The sequence below is a fragment of the Geodermatophilus sp. URMC 60 genome, from assembly GCF_053502585.1.
Genome location: NZ_CP199958.1, coordinates 2979087 through 2997461, shown reverse-complemented (window position 1 = coordinate 2997461; position 18375 = coordinate 2979087). Strand labels below are relative to the sequence as shown.

14 protein-coding genes are annotated in these 18375 nt (G+C 74.6%); 6 read left to right on the top strand and 8 right to left on the bottom strand.

The features are described 5' to 3' along the window. Positions 1-151: 151 nt before the first annotated feature. From ACWIX3_RS14245 to ACWIX3_RS14235, 3 genes are read right to left on the bottom strand one after another with little or no spacing between them, the layout of a single operon-like run. Entirely contained in the window at positions 152-1804 is a 1653-nt protein-coding gene (locus tag ACWIX3_RS14245) for an FAD-binding dehydrogenase (RefSeq protein ID WP_448608009.1), read from the bottom strand. 10 nt (positions 1805-1814) lie between these two features. Next, a complete protein-coding gene (locus tag ACWIX3_RS14240; RefSeq protein WP_448608008.1) occupies positions 1815-2321 on the bottom strand; it encodes a hypothetical protein in 507 nt (168 codons plus the stop codon). A 44-nt stretch (positions 2322-2365) separates the two neighbouring features. After that, the gene (locus ACWIX3_RS14235) at positions 2366-2815 is read right to left on the bottom strand and encodes a hypothetical protein (RefSeq protein ID WP_448608007.1); all 450 of its coding nucleotides are present in this window, start codon (positions 2813-2815) and stop codon (positions 2366-2368) included. Between the two features lie 497 nt (positions 2816-3312). Between ACWIX3_RS14235 and ACWIX3_RS14230 the strand changes: the two genes are divergently transcribed. The 3 genes from ACWIX3_RS14230 to ACWIX3_RS14220 all read left to right on the top strand — a co-directional run bounded on the left by ACWIX3_RS14230 (position 3313) and on the right by ACWIX3_RS14220 (position 10433). Beyond that, positions 3313-4845: an aspartate aminotransferase family protein gene (locus ACWIX3_RS14230; RefSeq protein WP_448608006.1), complete on the top strand. Its 1533-nt coding sequence runs from the start codon at positions 3313-3315 to the stop codon at positions 4843-4845. Between the two features lie 140 nt (positions 4846-4985). Continuing rightward, on the top strand, positions 4986-9200 hold the full coding sequence (locus tag ACWIX3_RS14225) for a Pls/PosA family non-ribosomal peptide synthetase (RefSeq protein WP_448608005.1): 4215 nt from the start codon (positions 4986-4988) through the stop codon (positions 9198-9200). 249 nt (positions 9201-9449) lie between these two features. Further along, positions 9450-10433 (top strand): M28 family peptidase, encoded by a 984-nt coding sequence (locus tag ACWIX3_RS14220; RefSeq protein ID WP_448608004.1) that lies wholly within the window; start codon positions 9450-9452, stop codon positions 10431-10433. A 44-nt stretch (positions 10434-10477) separates the two neighbouring features. Here ACWIX3_RS14220 and ACWIX3_RS14215 read toward each other — a convergent pair whose 3' ends face one another. Then, positions 10478-12319 (bottom strand): ABC transporter ATP-binding protein, encoded by a 1842-nt coding sequence (locus tag ACWIX3_RS14215; protein WP_448608003.1) that lies wholly within the window; start codon positions 12317-12319, stop codon positions 10478-10480. Continuing rightward, the gene (locus ACWIX3_RS14210; RefSeq protein WP_448608002.1) at positions 12316-14106 is read right to left on the bottom strand and encodes an ABC transporter ATP-binding protein; all 1791 of its coding nucleotides are present in this window, start codon (positions 14104-14106) and stop codon (positions 12316-12318) included. Before ACWIX3_RS14210 ends, ACWIX3_RS14215 begins: the two co-directional genes overlap by 4 nt. Positions 14107-14208: 102 nt before the next feature. On the opposite strand from ACWIX3_RS14210, the gene ACWIX3_RS14205 reads away from it, so the two are divergent. Continuing rightward, positions 14209-14832 (top strand): TIGR03085 family metal-binding protein, encoded by a 624-nt coding sequence (locus tag ACWIX3_RS14205; protein ID WP_448608001.1) that lies wholly within the window; start codon positions 14209-14211, stop codon positions 14830-14832. Positions 14833-14914: 82 nt separating this feature from the next. On the opposite strand, the gene hisF is transcribed toward ACWIX3_RS14205, so the two are convergent. Genes hisF through priA form a run of 3 tightly spaced genes read right to left on the bottom strand, consistent with a single transcriptional unit; the run spans position 14915 to position 16829 of the window. Beyond that, positions 14915-15709: an imidazole glycerol phosphate synthase subunit HisF gene (gene hisF / locus ACWIX3_RS14200; protein WP_448608000.1), complete on the bottom strand. Its 795-nt coding sequence runs from the start codon at positions 15707-15709 to the stop codon at positions 14915-14917. After that, entirely contained in the window at positions 15706-16098 is a 393-nt protein-coding gene (locus ACWIX3_RS14195; protein WP_448607999.1) for a RidA family protein, read from the bottom strand. Before ACWIX3_RS14195 ends, hisF begins: the two co-directional genes overlap by 4 nt. Then, positions 16095-16829: a bifunctional 1-(5-phosphoribosyl)-5-((5-phosphoribosylamino)methylideneamino)imidazole-4-carboxamide isomerase/phosphoribosylanthranilate isomerase PriA gene (gene priA / locus ACWIX3_RS14190; RefSeq protein ID WP_448607998.1), complete on the bottom strand. Its 735-nt coding sequence runs from the start codon at positions 16827-16829 to the stop codon at positions 16095-16097. The genes ACWIX3_RS14195 and priA overlap by 4 nt, the downstream gene beginning before the upstream one ends. Before the next feature lie 166 nt (positions 16830-16995). Here priA and ACWIX3_RS14185 point away from each other — a divergent pair, with 166 nt between their 5' ends. Together ACWIX3_RS14185 and ACWIX3_RS14180 are read left to right on the top strand one after the other, a co-directional pair. Next, positions 16996-17595, top strand: coding sequence for a nitroreductase family protein (locus tag ACWIX3_RS14185; RefSeq protein WP_448607997.1), 600 nt, complete (start codon positions 16996-16998; stop codon positions 17593-17595). Positions 17596-17617: 22 nt separating this feature from the next. Beyond that, positions 17618-18373: an SDR family NAD(P)-dependent oxidoreductase gene (locus ACWIX3_RS14180; protein ID WP_448607996.1), complete on the top strand. Its 756-nt coding sequence runs from the start codon at positions 17618-17620 to the stop codon at positions 18371-18373. Positions 18374-18375 lie beyond the last annotated feature (2 nt).

Sequence of the window (18375 nt, the reverse complement as noted above, 5' to 3'; positions counted from 1 at the left end):
GGCCAGGGTGGCGGCCACGCCGTCCCGTACGCCGCCGGCGGGTGCCAGCCGGGTGCCGGCCAGGACGGCCTCGTCGTCGGTGGCGGCCCGGCATAGGGGGCGCTGGGCTCGGTCTCCGTCGCGGGGTCCGACCAGGGGCTCGGGTGGGGGCTCACAGCGTCGCCGCGAGCGCCCGGCCGGCGACCCGGCCGGAGAACAGGCAGCCGCCGAGGAAGGTGCCCTCCAGCGAGCGGTAGCCGTGCATGCCGCCGCCACCGAAGCCCGCGACCTCGCCGGCGGCGTAGAGGCCGGGGAAGACCTCGCCGCCGGGCCGCAGCACGCGGCCGGAGAGGTCGGTCTCCAACCCGCCGAGGGTCTTGCGGGTGATCAGGTTGAGCCGGACGGCGACCAGCGGCCCGGCCTCGGGATCGAGCAGCCGGTGCGGCGGAGCCACCCGGATCAGCTTGTCGCCGAGGTAGGTGCGCGCGCCCCGGATCGCGGTGACCTGCAGGTCCTTGGTGAAGGGGTGGGCGACCTCGCGGTCGCGGGCGACGACCTCCCGCTCGACGTCGGCCAGCCGCAGCTCGGGGGTGCCGCCGGTGACCCGGTTCATCCCGGCGACCAGCTCGGGCAGGGTCCGGGCGACGACGAAGTCCTCCCCCTTGTCGAGGAAGGCCTGCACCGGGGCGGCGACGCCGGCCCTGACCCGGCCCAGCAGCAGCTTGACGTCCCTGCCCGTCAGGTCGGGGTTCTGCTCGGACCCCGACAGGGCGAACTCCTTCTCCACGATCTTGTGCGTGGCGACGAACCAGGTGTGCTCGTGCCCGGTCTGCCCGATGTGCGCGAGCGTGCCGAGGGTGTCGAAGCCGGGGAACAGCGGCACCGGCAGGCGCCTGCCGGTCGCGTCGAGCCACAGGGACGAGGGCCCCGGCAGGATCCGGATGCCGTGCCGCTGCCAGACCGGCGAGTGGTTGGCGATGCCCTCGGTGTAGTGCCACATCCGGTCGCGGTTGATGAGGTTCCCGCCGGCGGCCTCGGTGGCCTGCAGCATCCGCCCGTCGACGTGCGCCGGGACGCCGGAGAGCAGCCGCTGCGGCGCGGGGCCCAGGCGGGCGGGCCAGTTCTGCCGGACCATGTCGTGGTTGCCGCCGATGCCGCCGGAGGTGACGACGACGGCGGCTGCTGCCACCTCGAACTCGCCCGCCGCGGTCCGGGAGCTGGCCTCGCCGCGTGCGACGTCGCTGGGCGCCAGGACGGTGCCGCGGACGCCGGTGACCGTGCCGCCGCTGACCACGAGCTCGTCGACGCGGTGGCGGAACAGCAGCTGCAGCACGCCGCGGTCGGCCGCTGCCCGGACGCGGCGGGCGAAGGGCTCGACGATGCCCGGGCCGGTGCCCCAGACGATGTGGAAGCGCGGCACCGAGTTGCCGTGGCCCGTGGCGGTGTACCCACCGCGCTCGGCCCAACCGACCACCGGGAAGAACCCGACGCCCTGCTCGCGCAGCCACGCGCGCTTCTCACCCGCGGCGAACTGCAGGTAGGCCTCGGCCCACCGGCGCGGCCAGTGGTCCTCCGCGCGGTCGAAGGAGGCGGTGCCGAACCAGTCCTGCCGGGCCAGCTCGAGCGAGTCGCGTACCCGCAGCCGGCGCTGCTCGGGCGAGTCGACGAGGAACAGGCCGCCGAAGGACCACCAGGCCTGCCCGCCGAGGGACTGCTCCGGCTCCTGGTCGAGCAGCACCACCCGCTTGCCCGCATCGGCCAGCTCCGCGGCGGCGACCAGCCCGGCCAGCCCCGCCCCCACCACGACGACGTCGGTGTCGGTCACGGAGTGGACGCTAGCGGGTGCGCTGCGTCCGGTGGTCCCGCTCGGCCGGTCGCGTCGCCCGGGCGGGGTGCGTCCACTCCCGCACCGGACGGCGGACGGCGAGCGCCAGGCAGCCGACCGGCCCCACCAGCAGGAGCAGCGCCTGACCCGCCACCGCGCCCAGGCCGAGGGCGCCGAAGAGGACGGCGGTGCCCAGCAGGCACAGCGCCAGGACGACGCTGACGACGGCCAGCAGCAGCCACGCCCGCGCCCGCCCGAGGAGGACGAGCGCCGCGCCGGCCAGGGCGAGCACGGCCAGCGCCACGGGGACGACGACGAACCACGGGATCGCCACCTCCGGATCGCGCAGCAGCCAGGCCAGCCACAGGTACTCGACTGCGACCAGGACGCCGAAGACGGCGGCGAAGGGCGCGAGGACCGGCCGCCCGGCGGGCGTGGGTGGCGTCTGCTGCCGGCGGGGTGCCGCCCGCGGCGAGCGGCGTGCCGCCGCCCTGCTGCGGGAGGAGGACGTTGCCATGGCCGGCAGCGTAGGTCGGCCGCCCGGGCGCCGGCTGGACGTCGTCAGCGGGTGCGGCGCGGCCGACCGGCCACCCAGCGGCGCACCCGCGGGGTGGCCGCCAGCACCGCGGCGAGCACCGGGGCCACCAGGAGCAGCAGCGGCCAGCCCGTGCTTCCGACGTCCTCCGTGGCGGTGGCGGCCCAGACCACGGCGCCGGTCAGGACCGCCACCGGCACGACCGCGAGCACCAGCAGCAGCCAGCTGCGGCGGGCCAGCAGCAAGAGGGCACCGAGCACCTGCAGCACCGGCGCGAGCAGCAGCAGGTAGGTCCACGGGTCGGGCCCGGCGTCGGCGGTGAGCCCGCCGAGCGCGACGGCCATGACGGCGAGGAAGGCCGGCGGCAGCGCGCCGACGAGGCCGAGGACCACGGCGACGAGGGCGAGCGGCGGCATGCGCGCATCCGGCGGCGGGAGGTCGGCTGCGGGACGGTCCCGGTCGCGGGGAGTGGCCACGCCCGCAGGCTAGGCCTCCGCTCACTCACCGTCCGCATCCCGTCGCCGTCCTGCGGGTGCACCACTGGGGGCGACCGCACCGTGCGACACGCCGTGGACACACGCTGTCCCGACACACATATGTGCTGTTCCGGAACCGATTCAAGCGCAACGGGGCGTTGACACGTGTCGGGCGTGCCCTGAACGGTGGCCGCCTCCATTGACCACTCCGCTGAACGATCCGCCGGACTCATCGCGGAGAGCGTGATGAGGACGCTGTCAGGCAGGGCCGGGCGGCCACGTCGACCACCCCTCACGAGGTCCGTCCGCCGGCATCGGCCGGCTCCTCACCCGGAGCGCACGGCCTGCTGACGGCGGCCTCACGCGTGGGACGACTCCCCTGCCGGACCCCCACGGCCCACGCCTCGGACCCACCCCCGCTCCGCAGCCGTGGACCCACGGAGACACGAAGGACGAATCGAGCGACACCCGTATCCCGAGACAGAGGAACCAGGACGATGACCGACACCTCGACGCAGCCGATCCGCTCCGACGCCCGCTCCGTGGGCTCCGCCGAGCCGACGGACCGACCCAACACTCGCGCCACCGTCACGCCGGGCCTCGCCGATGAGCAACCGCACGTCCGCGGCGCGCTGCCCGGGCCCCGGTCGGCCGAACTGCTCGCCCGCCAGGAGCAGCGCGAGTCCCGCGCTCGCACCTATCCCCGGCACCTCCCGATCGCGATCGCCGAGGCGGCCGGCAGCCACGTCCGCGATCTCGACGGCAACGTGTACATCGACTTCCTCGCGGGAGCAGGCGTGCTCTCCCTGGGCCACAACCACCCGGACCTGGTGCAGGCCGTCGTCGAGCAGCTCGGCCGGCACGTCCACGGACTGGACTTCCCCACGCCGGCGAAGGACGCCTTCACCGACGCCCAGCTGGAGATGCTCCCGGACTCCATGCGTGACCGGATGCGTGTCCACTTCTGCGGCCCCACCGGGGCCAACGCCGTGGACGCGGCCCTCAAGCTGTGCAAGACCGCGACCGGACGAGGCGACGTCATCTCCTTCCAGGGCGGGTTCCACGGCAGCAGTCACGCGGCCATGGCGGTCACCGGCCTGGTCGAGCAGAAGAGCCCGGTCCGCAACGGTGTCCCGGGGATCCACTTCTTCCCGTTCTCCTACTGCGGCCGCTGCCCCGTGGAGTTGACCCCCGACAGGTGCACCACCAACTGCATCGCGTACCTCGAGCGCGCGCTGGCGGACAGCAACGGGGGGATCCCCCTCCCGGCCGCCGTCATCCTCGAGCTGGTCCAGGGCGAGGGCGGCGTCATCCCGGCGACGGTGGACTTCGCCCGGCGGGTCCGGGAACTCACCCGCGCCCTGGACATCCCCCTCGTCGTGGACGAGGTCCAGACGGGGTGTGGCCGGACAGGGACCTGGTACGCCTTCGAGCAGTACGGGATCGAGCCCGACGTCATCGTGACGTCCAAGGGACTCAGCGGCATCGGGCAGCCGGTCGCGCTCATCATCTACGACCGGCGGCTCGACACGTGGGCCCCCGGTGCGCACACCGGCACGTTCCGCGGCAACCAGCTGGCCTTCGCCGCAGGTGCCGAGATGGTCCGGGTCGTGCGCCGCGACGAGGTCCTGCGCAACGTGCGCGAGCGCGGTCTGCAGATCGACCGGCTGCTGGCCCCGCTCCAGGACCTCCCCCACGTCCGGGAGATCCGGGGCGTCGGCCTGATGTGGGGCGTCGAGCTCGCCGATCCCGTGACCGGCCACCCCGCGGGGCAGCTCGCCCGGGACGTCCAGCACCGCGCGCTGCGGCACGGGCTGATCCTCGAGTGCGGCGGACGGGACGACTGCGTGGTGCGCATGCTGCCCCCGCTGAACGTCACGGCGGAGACCGTCGACCTGGCGTGCGAGATCCTCGCGACCAGCCTGCGCGAGGCGATCGACGGCATGCCGACTGCGCCTTCCGGGAACGGCCGTGCTCCCGGCGCCGGCGCGGGGATCCCGTCGCCCCGCACCCAGCCGCCCCATCGGTGATGAGAAGGTCATCGACCGGGGTCGGGCGTCACCGGGCCCCGGAGGTCGGGCGTCACCGGACCGCGGGAGTCGGGCGTCACCAGGCCTCGGGGGGCGGGCGACACCGTGCTCCGGAGCCGGGTGACGCCCCGCAGACGGCGGTGGCGCAGTCGATCGGCGGACACGGGCCGGTGCGGGACCAGGCGGTCCTGGTCGGCGAGCTCGGCCCGGCCGGGCACCGCTGGCGGCCCGGGGAACGGCTGGAGCAGGTCTTCGAGCGGCAGGTCGACGCGCTCGCCGCCGCGGGGCGCTCCGACCAGCTGGCCGTCGACGCCGGTGACCAGCGGCTCAGCTACGTCGAGCTCGACGTCCGGGCCAACCGTCTGGCCCACCTCCTTCGCCGGCGAGGGGTGGCACCGGGTTCCCGCGTCGCCCTCCTCTGCGACGAACCCGTGGCCACCTACACCGCCCTGCTCGCCGTCCTGAAGGCGGGCGCGGCGTACGTCCCCCTGGACCTGGCCTTCCCCGCTGATCGGATCTCCTACATCGCCGAGGACGCCGGCGTGGGGCTCGTCGTGACGACGGCCGGTGCCCGTGGCCGACTCGACGGCCTCCCCGTGCCGGTCCTGTGTCTCGACGACGACGCCGGCGACGCCGGCGATCTCGCCGCCGAGGACGACCGACGCCCCGAGCCGACGGGGACGGAGCCGGACGCCCCGCAGCAGGACGACGACCTGTGCTACGTCGTGTACACGTCGGGGACGACCGGGCGGCCCAAGGGCGTGATGATCGACCACTCGGCGATCTGCCACTTCGTGGGCGTGGCCGCGGAGGTCTACGGGGTCCGTCCGGACGACCGGGTGTACCAGGGCCTGACCATCGCCTTCGACTTCTCCGTCGAGGAGATCTGGGTGGCCTGGGCGGTCGGTGCGACCCTGGTGCCCCGTCCGCCGGGGGGCAGCCTCCTGGGGGCCGACCTGCACGAGTTCCTCACCGATCGCAGGGTCACCGCCCTGTGCTGCGTGCCCACGTTGCTCGCGACCCTCGACGACGACCTCCCGGCGGTGCGCTTCCTGCTGGTGTCCGGTGAGGCCTGCCCGCAGGACCTGGTCGCGCGCTGGCACCGTCCCGGCCGCCGCTTCCTCAACACCTACGGGCCCACCGAGACGACGGTCACGGCCACCCTGTCGGTCGTCGACCCCGACCGGCCGGTTACCCTCGGCAGCCCTCTGCCCGGGTACTCCGTGACGGTCCTCGATCCCGACGGGGAGGCAGCGCTGCCGCCGGGCCGACTGGGCGAGATCGCCATCGCCGGCGTCGGCCTAGCGACGGGCTATCTCAACCGGCCCGACCTCACCGAACGAGCGTTCGTCCCCGACCGCGTGGGGCTGCCGGACAACCCGTCGGGTCGCCTGTACCGGACCGGTGACCTGGGTTGCATCGTCGACGGCGAGGTCGAGTACCACGGCCGGATCGACACCCAGGTCAAGATCCGCGGCTACCGCATCGAGCTGACCGAGATCGAGTCGGTCCTGCTGCAGCTGCCCGGCGTGGCACAGGCCGTGGTGTCGACCTACGAGCCGGCGCCGGGAACGGTGGAGCTCGTCGGCTACTACACGCTGCGCGGCGGGACGGCGTCGCTGGACGTCAGCGCTGCCTACACCCGCCTGCGCGGGCGTCTCCCGATGTACATGGTCCCCGCGTACCTGGAGGAGCTGCCGGTCATCCCGATGACCACGAGTGACAAGGCCGACCGGAAGGCGCTGCCACCCCCCCGGGGGCCCCGTCGACTGTCCGACCACGGGCCGTGCACGGCACCGGAGAACCCCCTCGAGGAGGCCCTCGCGGACGTGGTGGGCGCAGTCCTCGGAGCGCCCGGGATCTCGGTGACCAGCAACCTCTTCGACGACCTCGGTGCCGACTCGCTCCTCCTGGCGAGGATCTGCGCGAAGATCCGTGAACGCGACGACCTCCCGGCAGTCGCCACCAAGGACGTCTACCAGCACCCGACCGTCCGCCGGCTCGCCGCCGTCCTGGCCGTGCGACGGGTCTCGGGCCCACCGACCGCGGTCGTGTCCTCGGAAGAACCCCCAGCGACACGGGCCGCGCGACACCAGCACGTGGCCTGCGGCGCCCTGCAGCTCCTGGTGTTCCTGGCGTGGGCGTCCCTCATCGCTGCGGTTGTGGCGGGGAGCAACGAGTGGATCACCCACCCGGACGGCTTCCTGCCGACCTACGAACGCGCCGTCGTCCTCGGCGGGGCGGTCTTCCTCGGCGCCTGCCTGCTGCCGATCGCCGCCAAGTGGCTCCTCATCGGGAGGTGGCGGGCGGAGCGGTTCCCGGTGTGGAGCATGAAGTACCTGCGGTTCTGGGTGGTCAAGCGGCTGGTGCGCATGAGCCCGCTCGTGTTGTTCCACGGCTCCCCGCTCAACGTGCTCTACCTCCGGGCGCTCGGTGCCCGCGTGGGCCCCGGGGCGCTGGTGCTCACCTCGCACGTCCCGGTCTGCACGGACCTGTTGACCATCGGCACCGGAGCCGTGCTCCAGAAGAACACCCACCTCAACGGCTACCGGGTGGTGGGCGGGGTCGTCGAGATCGGGCCGGTCAGCATCGGTCGGGACGCCGTCGTCGCCGAGTCGAGCGTGCTGGACGTGTACAGCACCCTCGGAGACGGTGCCGAGCTGGCCCATGCCTCGAGCTTGAACGCAGGGCAGTCGGTCCCGGCCGGACAACGCTGGCTCGGCACGCCGGCCGAACCGTCGGAGCGCCCCCCACGCCCGCTGGACGCTGCTCGCTGCGGGCCCGTCCGCCGGGCCCTCTACGGCGCCCTGCAGCTGGCGGTGGCGGTGTTCGTCCACACGCCGCTGGTGATCCTGGTGGCCACCTTCGTCCTGCCGGCTGCGGCTCACGACTGGGCGTCCGAGCGCAGCCTCCCCGGCCTCCTCTGGCACGGGGTGTGGACGTCCTCGGTGGTGTTCTGGGGCGTCGTCGTCGGGAGCATGCTGCTGGCAGTGGTCGTTCCGCGCTCGTTGCGGCGGTGCCTGCCGGCGGACCGCGTCTTCCGCCTCTACGGATGGCGCTGGGCGGTCCAGCGCACGGTCGCCCGGGTGACGAACGTGAAGACCCACGCGGCCCTGTTCGGTGACAGCTCGGCGATCGTCCACTGGCTGCGCGGGCTGGGCTGGCAGCTCTCCCCGGTCGAGCAGACGGGCTCGAACTTCGGGATGGGGGTCGCGCAGGACGTCCCGAGCCTGAGCGTCGTGGGAAGCGGCACGATGGTGTCGGATGGGTTCTCGATGAACAACGCCGAGTTCTCCGGGACCTCCTTCCGGGTGCGGCGGGCAGCTGTGGGCGCGCGTTGCTTCGTGGGGAACAACGTCGTCTACCCCGCGGGCGCACGGACCGGGGAGAACTGTCTGCTGGCGACCAAGGTGCACGTCCCGGTCGACGGGCCGGTGCGGCAGGACGTCGGCCTCCTCGGCTCTCCGCCGTTCGAGATCCCACGCTCGGTCGAGCGGGACCGCCTGCCCGACGGCCTGGCCGGTTGGGGATCCCTGAGGGCGGCCCTCAGGGCCAAGGCCTGGTACAACGCCCGGACGGCGGGTCACTTCCTGCTCGTCCGCTGGGTGCCGGTCGTCGTCGTCGTCTCGCTCTGGAACGCGGCCCTGAGCGTGCCGCCGGCCTGGGAGCCGGTCACGGTCGTGGCCGCCCTGGTCGCTGCGCCGGCCGTGCTCATCCTCTACTGGGCGCTCGTCGACCGCATGTTCCCGCCCCTGCGGCCGCTCTTCTGCTCCATCTACGACCGCCGGTACTGGCGGCACGAGCGGTACTGGAAGGTCCCCGGGTACTTGATCGCCCACGCCTTCAACGGCACGCCGCTCAAGCCCCTCGTCTGGCGAGCGTTCCGGGTCAGGGTGGGCCGCCGGGTGTTCGACGACGGAGCGATCGTCATCGAACGGTCGCTGACCCGCATCGGTGACGACTGCACCCTGAACGAGGCGAGCGTCATCCAAGGGCACTCCATGGAGAACGGTGTCTTCAAGACCGACCACATCGAGATCGGCGCCGGATGCACCATCGGGCCGGCAGCCTTCGTCCACTACGGCGTGACGATGGGACCCGGCGCCGTCCTGGAGGCCGACGCCTTCCTGATGAAGGGCGAGCAGGTCGGACCCGGCGAGCACTGGGCGGGGAACCCGGCTCGTGTGCTCACTGCAGCAGTGGGACCGAGCGCGGCTCCACCAGTTGGTGCGCCCTCGCCCCCTGCGGCCGGGGTCGGCGCCGCCGCGGACCCCGGGATCCCGCCTCCGCGTGGGCGTCCCCTCGGCGTCGACGTCCCACCGGTGCCACACCGACCGACGACGCGGACGGGGTGACCGCCTGCACACCCGGCCGACGCTGACGGCCGGTATGGGGGGCCTGCCCGCGCCACCGCGGAGCAGGCGCCGTCGTCGCCCACCTTCCCGCTCCGGGGGTACGCCGTGGATGTCGAGAACACAGACCGGGAGCTCACCGCCCGGCAAGGCCGGGGGCGGTCGTCGCGGCAGCGGTCCGCGGGCGAGTCCTCGCGCCGCACCACCGCTCCCCCACGAGGGGACGCGGAGGCCGGACGCACCCCGTTCGCGGTGCCCGATCAGCTGCCCGAGATCTCGGTGGAGCCGTGCTCGCCTCTGGCGGACGTCGTCCTGGAACGGCGGCTCCGGGCCACGGCCACCGGCGCGGGCGCCGTCGAACACCTCCTGGTGTTGCAGCGGATCGCCGACGGCAACGGGGGCAACCGCGCCTGCCCCGGCCCCGGGTACGAGGCGAGCGTCCACTACGTGGCCGGGATCCTCTCCGCCGCCGGCCACGACGTCAGCACCCCCGCGTACCCGCTGCCGAAGCGGCGGCGGCGGGACGGGGAGACCTGCTGCCGCAACGTCATCGCCCAGACCCGGACGGGAGACGTGCGACGGGTCGTCATGCTCGGGGCCCACCTGGACTCGGTGAGGAAGGGGCCCGGGATCAACGACAACGGCTCCGGGGTTGCCGCCCTGCTGGAGATCGCCACTCGGCTGGGCGGGTCACCGCCCGTCCGCAACGCGGTCCGCTTCGCCTTCTGGGGTTCGGAGGAGGACGACATGGTGGGGTCGACCCACTACGTCGACACGCTGTCCCGCGCACAACGCGACGACATCCTGCTGTACCTCAACCTGGACATGCTGGCGTCACCGAACCCCGGGTACTTCGTGCTGGGTGGTGAGGGGAGGTCCCCTGCCGAACACGGCCCGCCCGGCTCGGCGCAGGTGGTGTGCCTCCTGGTCGAGCAGCTCGCCGCGACGGGGGTCGTGGCGAGGACCGTCCCGCTGGACCGTGAGTCGGACTACGCGCCGTTCATCGACGCCGGCATCCCGTCAGCCGGCGTCTGGGCCGGGGACAGGGAGGACAAGACCCGCAAGCAGGCCCGGCGCTGGGGTGGGCGTGCCGGCCGTCCGTTCGACCCGCACTACCACACCGGACGTGACCGGCTCGACACGCTCGATCGGGCCGCCCTGGACCACTTCACCCGCGCCGTGGCCGGAGCGGTGGGCCACGCAGCCGTCTCCATCCACACCCGTCCGGGCGCGTAGGCCCTCGTTCCCGGACCTGCCCGGGCGGCCGGTGGATCTCCCCCTCAGCCGGCCGGCTGGGGCTCGTCCGCGGAGGAGCGGCGCCAGGAGGCGTGCAGCCGCGCGTAGGGACCCTCGGCGTCCACCAGCTCGGCGTGCGACCCGCGCTGGACCACCCGGCCGGCGTCCACGACGAGCACCTCGTCGGCCCGCTCGGCGGTGGAGAGCCGGTGCGCGATGGTCAGCGTCGTCCGGCCGTCGGTGAGGCGGTCGAGCGCGTGGGTGAGCCGCCGCTCGGTGGCCGGGTCGACGGCGCTGGTGGCCTCGTCGAGGACGAGCAGGTCGGGGTCGGCGACGTAGGCGCGGGCGACGGCGACCAGCTGCCGCTCCCCCGCCGACAGCGACTCCCCGCGCTGGCCGACCCGCGTGGCGACGCCCTCGGCCAGCCCGGCCACCCAGTCGCCCAGGCCCAGCTCCTCGAGGGCGGTGCGCACGTCGTCGTCGGTCAGCCCCGGCCGGCCGTAGCGCACGTTGTCGGCGACGGTGGCGTCGAACAGGAAGCCGTCCTGGGGCACCATCACCACCCGCTGGCGCAGCGAGGCGAACGCGACCCGGTCCAGCAGGACCCAGCCGGCGTCGTCGTCGCCGAGGAGCACGCGGCCCTCGGTGGGGTCCATCAGCCGGGTGACCAGCTTGGCGAACGTCGTCTTGCCCGAGCCGGTCTCGCCCACGACGGCCACGCGGCGGCGCGGTGCGATGTGCAGGTCGACGTCGACCAGCGCCGGGCGCCCCCCGGGCGCGTAGCGGAAGGTCACGTGCTCGAATCGCACGCCCAGCGGGGTGTGGGGCAGCTCCCGCGCGGTGGCCGAGTCGGCCACCGCGGGGTCGCGGACGTCGGGCTCGGTCTCCAGCACGTCGAGCACCCGGCGGAACCCGGCGATGGCGTTCTGCGCCTCGTTGAGCACCTCGCTGGCGGTCTGCACCGGCGCGACGAAGAGCGTGACGAGGAAGAGGAACGCGACCAGGGTGCCGGGGGTCAGGTCGCCGTCGAGGCCGAGCAGGACGCCGACGACGACCACCGCGACGTTGGCGACGGCGGCCACGAACTCGCCGCTGACGAAGACCGCCGCCGTCGTCCGCTGCGCGCGCACCTGCGCCCGGTAGTGCCGGTGGATGGCCCGGTCGAGGCGGGCGGCGGTGCGCTCGCGGATGCCGTAGGCGCGCACGGTCGAGGCGCCGACGACGGATTCCGAGACCGCGGCCAGCACGTCGCCGACCCGCTCGCGGACGACCCCGTAGACGACGGCCAGCCGCGCGGCGAAGAAGCGGACGGCGATCGCCAGCGGGACGAAGCACAGCAGCACCACGAGGGTCAGCTGCCAGGAGTAGACCGCCATGACCACGGTGGCCACCAGCAGCTGCCCGAGGCTGACCACGCCCAGGACGCCGCCCCACTGCATGAAGGTGGACAGCTGGTCGACGTCGCTGGTGACCCGGGAGACCAGCGAGCCGCGGCGCTGCCCCTGCTGGTGCAGCACCGAGAGGTCGTGCACGTGCCGGAACGCCCGCGCACGCAGCCCGGCCAGCGCGGTCTCCGTCGTCCGGAACAGCCGGACGTTCATCCGGTAGACCGCCACGGCGGTCAGCAGCACGACCACGGCGCACAGCAGGACGACGGTGCGCACGAGGTCGAGGTCCGGGCCGCCGGGGCCGGCCAGGCCGCGGTCGATGACCTGCTGGACGGCGATGGGCACGACCACCCGCCCGGCGGTGGCCACGAGGGCCAGGGCGAAGGTGGCCGGCAGGCCGCGGCGGAACTCCGGCATCATCCGCAGGCCGCGGCGCAGGGTGGCGAACGCGCCCTCCTCGCGGTGCCGCTCGTCGAGGGCGGCCACCGTGGTGCTCATGCCGCGACCTCCGTCTGCGCGTAGGCCCGCACCAGCGCCGCGTAGCCGGGGACCTCGGCCAGCAGCTCCTCGTGGCTGCCGCGGGCGAGCACCCGCCCACCCTCGAGCCAGACGACCTCGTCGGCGAGCGCGATGGTGGCCTGCCGGTAGGCGACCACGACGACGGTCGAGGGCCGCTCGGCACGGTCGGCGGGATGGCTGCGCAGGGAGTCGAGGATGCGCGCCTCGACGGCGGGGTCGACGGCGCTGGTCGCGTCGTCGAGCACCAGCAGGCGCGGGCGGCGGACCACCGCACGCGCCAGCGCGATCCGCTGCCGCTGCCCACCAGACAGCGTCGCGCCGCGCTCGCCCACCCGGGTGTCGAGGCCCTCGGGCAGCCGGCGCACGACGTCGTCCACGGCGGCGACCCGGAGCGCTTCCCAGACCTCCTCGTCGGGGACGTCGGCCCCGAGGGTGACGTTGCCGCGCACCGTGTCGTCGAACAGGAAGGTGCCCTGCGGGACGAACGCCGCCTGCGTGCTGACCTCGCCCTCCCGCAGCGCACGCAGGTCGACCCCGTCGAGCAGGACCTCGCCGGTGCCCGGGTCCACCAGCCGCACCAGCAGCCCGGCCAGCGTCGACTTGCCCGAGCCGGTCGGCCCGACGACGGCGACCGTGCTGCCCGGCGCGACGTCGAAGGTCACGCCCGACAGCGTGGGGCGGGCCGCGCCCTCGAAGCCGTAGTCGACCGCACGCACGCCCAGCCCCGCACCGCCCGTGCCCGCCGCGGCGACCTCGGCGCCGTGGGGCGTCTCGCCGGTGGCGTCGAGCACCGGCGTCACCCGGTCGAAGCCGGCGAGGGCGCGCGGCAGGTCGGCCAGCACCCAGCCGATGGCCCGGATGGGCAGCGCGAGCACCGTGAACAGGTAGGCGATGGAGACCAGGTCGCCGGCACCGGTGGCGCCGTCGACGACGCGGCCGGCGCCGATGAGCAGCACGGCCAGGGTGCCGAGGTTGGGCAGCGCCTCCATCAGCGGGTCGAACAGCCCGCGCACCCGGCCGACCGCGATCAGCCCGTCGCGCAGCTCCTCGGCGCGCTCGGTGAACCGGCGGGTCTCGACGTCCTCCCGGCCGAGGGTCTTCACGACCAGGGCGGCGTCGAAGCTCTCGTGGGCGATCTCGCTGACCTCGGCGCGCAGCTGCTGGGCCCGCCGCATCCGCGGGCTCATCGCCTGCGAGTAGACGGCGTTGACCACGAACACCAGCGGGAAGACGACCAGGCCGACCAGCGCCAGCCACGGGTCGGTGGCGACCAGGGCGACCACGGTGATGCCGATCATCACGACCGCGCCGCAGGCGAAGGGCAGCGGCGCGACGAAGAACCAGGCCGCCTCGACGTCGGAGTTGGCGTTGGACAGCAGCTGCCCGGTCGGGTGGCGCTGGTGCCAGGACAGCGGCAGCCGCAGGTACTGGCCGGTGACCCGGCGGCGGTAGTCGGCCTGCAGCCGGTAGCCCATCACGCCGGCGAACAGCCGCCGGCCGAGGATGCCGAGGATCTTGAGGACGGCGACCCCCAGGATGGCGGCCCCCGCGAGGGCGAGCGCGCCGGCGGAGGTGACGCCGTCGTCCAGGGCCGGGAGGACGACGCGGTCGACGACCTCGCCGAGCACGTAGGCGCTGGCGACGGTCATCCCGCCGTAGAGGGTGCTGGCCAGGAAGGCCAGCGCGAACATGCCCGGCTGCTCGACGATCGCGCGTCCGACGTGGCGCATCCCTCGCCGGACGACGGCGTCTCGGCGGCGGGGCACAGGTCTCCTCGGTGGTCGTGCGGGGCGGCGTACCGACTGTACTTAGACGCGCTAAGGGAAGCGCGCCGTTTCCCGGGGCCGCCCAGTCGGTAACCCCGCCCGGTGACCTCCTCTTCCCGACTGCTGGCCGAGCGCGAGCGCGCGGCGCTCGCCGACCTGCTCGAGGAGCTGGGACCCGACGCGCCGACCTGCTGCGAGGGCTGGACGACGGCGCACCTGGCCGCGCACCTCGTCACGCGGGACCGCCGTCCGGACACCACGCCCGGCTTCGCGCTGGAGGCGACGCCGATCGGCCGGCCGTTCGCCGCCTGGTCCCACCGCGTGGAGGACCGCCTCCGCGCCGGCACCCGCTACGCCGACCTGGTGGCCCGCGTGCGCTCCGGGCCGCCGCGGTGGCTGCCGGCCGCGTGGCCACCGGTGGCCGAGGTGGTCGACACGGCCGAGTACGCCATCCACCACGAGGACGTCCGCCGGGCCCAGCCGGGCTGGGCGCCCCGCGCGCTCCCGAAGGGGGCGCAGGACCGGCTCTGGGGCAACGTCGTCTTCTTCGGCCGTGTCGCCGCCGGGCGGGTGCCGGGGGCGCTGGTGCTGCGCCGCAGCGACGCGCCCGGGGTGGAGCGCCGCTACGGCGGCGGCACGCCGGAGACGGTCGTGGAGGGCGAGCCGCTGGAGCTGCTGCTGTGGGCCAGCGGGCGCGGGGACGTCGCCCGCGTCGAGGTGAGCTGAGGGAGGACGACCCCGTCCTCCCCGTCCCCGCGAGCTCGGAGGGGGTGCCCGGGACGCGGTGTCCTCCCCCAGGACGACGGTGTCACCGCAGCGGGTGGTCGGTCTCCCGGCGGACGGGGACGCCGGCGTCCCCGAGTGCGGCCTTGACGTCGCCGATGCGCAGCTTGCCGAAGTGGAAGACGGTCGCGGCGAGCACGGCGTCCGCGCCGGCCTCGACCGCGGGCGGGAAGTGCGCGGTCTCCCCCGCCCCGCCGCTGGCGATGACCGGCACGGTGACCTCGCGGCGCACCGCGCGGATCAGCTCGAGGTCGAAGCCGGCCTCGGTGCCGTCGGCGTCCATGGAGTTGAGCAGCACCTCGCCGACGCCGAGTTCGGCGGCCCGCACGACCCACTCCACGGCGTCCCGGCCGGTGCCGCGCCGCCCGCCGTGCGTGGTGATCTCGAAGCCGGAGTCGGTGACCGCGCCGTCGCGGCAGCGGCGGGCGTCGAGGGAGAGCACGAGCACCTGGTTGCCGAAGCGGTCGCTGATCTCGCTGATCAGCTCCGGCCGGGCGACAGCAGCGGTGTTGACCGCGACCTTGTCCGCGCCGGCGCGCAGCAGCCGGTCCACGTCGGTCACCGACCGCACCCCGCCGCCGACGGTGAGGGGGATGAACACGCTCTCCGCGGTGCGGCGGACGACGTCGTAGGTGGTCTCCCGGTCGCCGGAGCTGGCGGTGATGTCGAGGAAGGTCAGCTCGTCGGCGCCCTCGGCGTCGTAGACGCGGGCCATCTCCACCGGGTCACCGGCGTCCCGCAGGTCGACGAAGTTGACGCCCTTGACCACCCGTCCGGCGTCGACGTCCAGGCAGGGGATCACGCGCACGGCCAGGCTCATGCCGGCGTCCTCCGGACCGCGTCGGCCTCGACCTCGACCAGCATGGCCGGGTCGATGAGCGCGGCGACCTGCACCATCGAGGTCGCCGGGCGGATGTCGCCGAACACCTCCCCGTGGGCCCGGCCGACCTCCTCCCAGCGGGAGATGTCGGTGACGAACATCCGGGTGCGCACGACGTCGGCGACGGTGAAGCCCGCCCGCTCCAGCGCCTCGGCGAGGTTGGCCAGCGCCTGGCGCATCTGCGCCCCGGCGTCGCCCGGGTGGACGACGGCGCCGTCGACGGTGGCGGTCGTGCCGCTGACCCAGGCCATGTCGCCGTGGACGACGACGCGGCTGTAACCGACGACGGCCTCCCAGGGCGCGTCGGACCCGAACCGCACGACGCTCACGCGTCCTCCCCCGAGGCCACCCGCAGCGCCTCGGGCAGCGTGAACGCGCCGGCGTACAGGGCCTTGCCGACGATGGCACCCTCGACGCCGACCGGGGTCAGGCCGGCCAGCGCGCTGATGTCGTCGAGCGAGCTCACCCCGCCGGAGGCGACGACCGGGCGCGGGGTGGCGGCGCAGACCTCGCGCAGCAGGTCGAGGTTGGGGCCGCGCAGCGTGCCGTCCTTGGTGATGTCGGTGACCACGTAGCGGGCGCAGCCCTCGGCGTCGAGACGGGCGAGGGTCTCGTAGAGCTCGCCGCCCTCGCGGGTCCAGCCGCGGGCGGCCAGCCGGGTGCCGCGGACGTCGAGGCCCACGGCGATGCGGTCGCCGTGCTCGGCGATGGCACGGGCGCACCACTCGGGCGACTCCAGCGCGGCGGTCCCGAGGTTGACCCGGCGGCAGCCGGTGGCCAGGGCCGCGGCCAGCGACTCGTCGTCCCGGATCCCGCCGGAGAGCTCGACGTCGACGTCCAGCTGGCCGACCACGCGGGCCAGCAGCTCGCGGTTGCTGCCGCGGCCGAAGGCGGCGTCGAGGTCGACCAGGTGCACCCACTCGGCGCCGTCCCGCTGCCACTGCAGAGCGGCGTCCAGCGGGTCGCCGTAGGACGTCTCGCTGCCGGCCTCCCCCTGCACGAGTCGGACGGCCTGGCCGTCGGCGACGTCGACGGCGGGGAGCAACTGCAGCTTCGGCACGACCGACAGCCTAGGGACCCCGTGCCGGTGGCCCGCGTCACCGGCACGGGGGGCTCGGGAGCTGCCCCGCTCGCCGTCGAGCTCGCGTGGCGACGCCACGGGACGGGCGCCGGCGCCGCCCCGCGGCCTCGGCACCGGGGTTCCGGCGGGGTGACAGGGTGGTCCGGTGGAGTTCGCTGACGTCGTCCGCCGGCGGCACATGGTGCGCGACTACGACCCGGACCGGCCGGTGCCGCCCGAGGTGCGCGAGCGGCTGCTCGGGCACGCGCTTCGCGCGCCGTCGGCCGGGTTCACCCAGGGGTGGGCGTTCCTGGTGCTGGAGGACGCTGCCGACCGGGAGCTGTTCTGGTCGGTGACGACGTCGACCGGCGCCCCGGACGGCTGGCTGACCCGGATGCGGCGGGCGCCCCTGCTGGTCGTGCCGCTGTCGTCGAGGACGGCCTACCTCGAGCGGTACGCCGAGCCGGACAAGGGCTGGACCGACCGCGACGAGGCCCGCTGGCCGGTTCCCTACTGGGACGTCGACGCCGGCATGGCCGCGCTGCTGATGCTGCTCACCGCGGTCGACGAGGGGCTGGGCGCGTGCTTCTTCGGCGTCCCGCCCGAGCGGGTGGGCGCGCTGCGGACGGCGTTCGGCGTGCCGGACACGCACCGGCCCGTCGGCGTGGTGTCGGTCGGCTACCCGGGTGCGGAGGACCGCAGGTCACCGTCCCTGCGGCGCGGCCGGCGCGGCGTCGACGAGGTCGTCCACCGCGGGCGGTGGTGAACGCCCTGGTTGACTGCCCGGTGTGAACGACTCCCGCGCCGTCCTGGTCACCGGTGGTTCGCGCGGCATCGGCCGCGCCATCGCACGCGCCTTCGCCGACGCCGGCGACCGCGTCGCGGTGCACTGGGGTGCCTCGCGGGAGCGCGCCGAGGCCGTGCTGGCCGACCTCCCCGGCGACGGGCACGTGCTGGTGCAGGCCGACCTGGCCGATGCCGACGCGGTGGGCCGGATGGTCGACGAGGCCGCCGCCGCGCTGGGCGGGCTGGACGTGCTGGTCAACAACGCCGGGGTGTTCACCGCCCACCCGCCGCTGTCGGTCTCCTACGAGGAGTGGCAGGCGGCGTGGTCGCGGACGCTGGCGGTGAACCTGCTGGGCGCGGTCAACGCCACCTTCCGCGCCGTGCCCCACCTGGTCGCCGCCGGCGGCGGCGCGGTCGTCAACGTCTCCAGCCGCGGTGCGTTCCGCGGCGAGCCCGACACGCCTGCCTACGGCGCGTCGAAGGCCGGGCTCAACGCCTTCGGCCAGTCGATGGCGATCGCGCTGGCCCCGCACGGCATCTCGGTGGGCACCGTGGCACCGGGCTTCGTGCAGACCGAGATGGCCCGCGAGGTGCTCGACGGCCCGGGCGGGGACGCCGTCCGCGCGCAGTCGCCCTACGGCCGGGTGGCCCGCCCCGAGGAGGTCGCCTCGGCGGTGCTGTGGCTGGCCTCGCCCGGGGCGCGGTTCAGCACCGGGACGATCATCGACGTCAACGGGGCCTCCTACCTGCGCAGCTGACG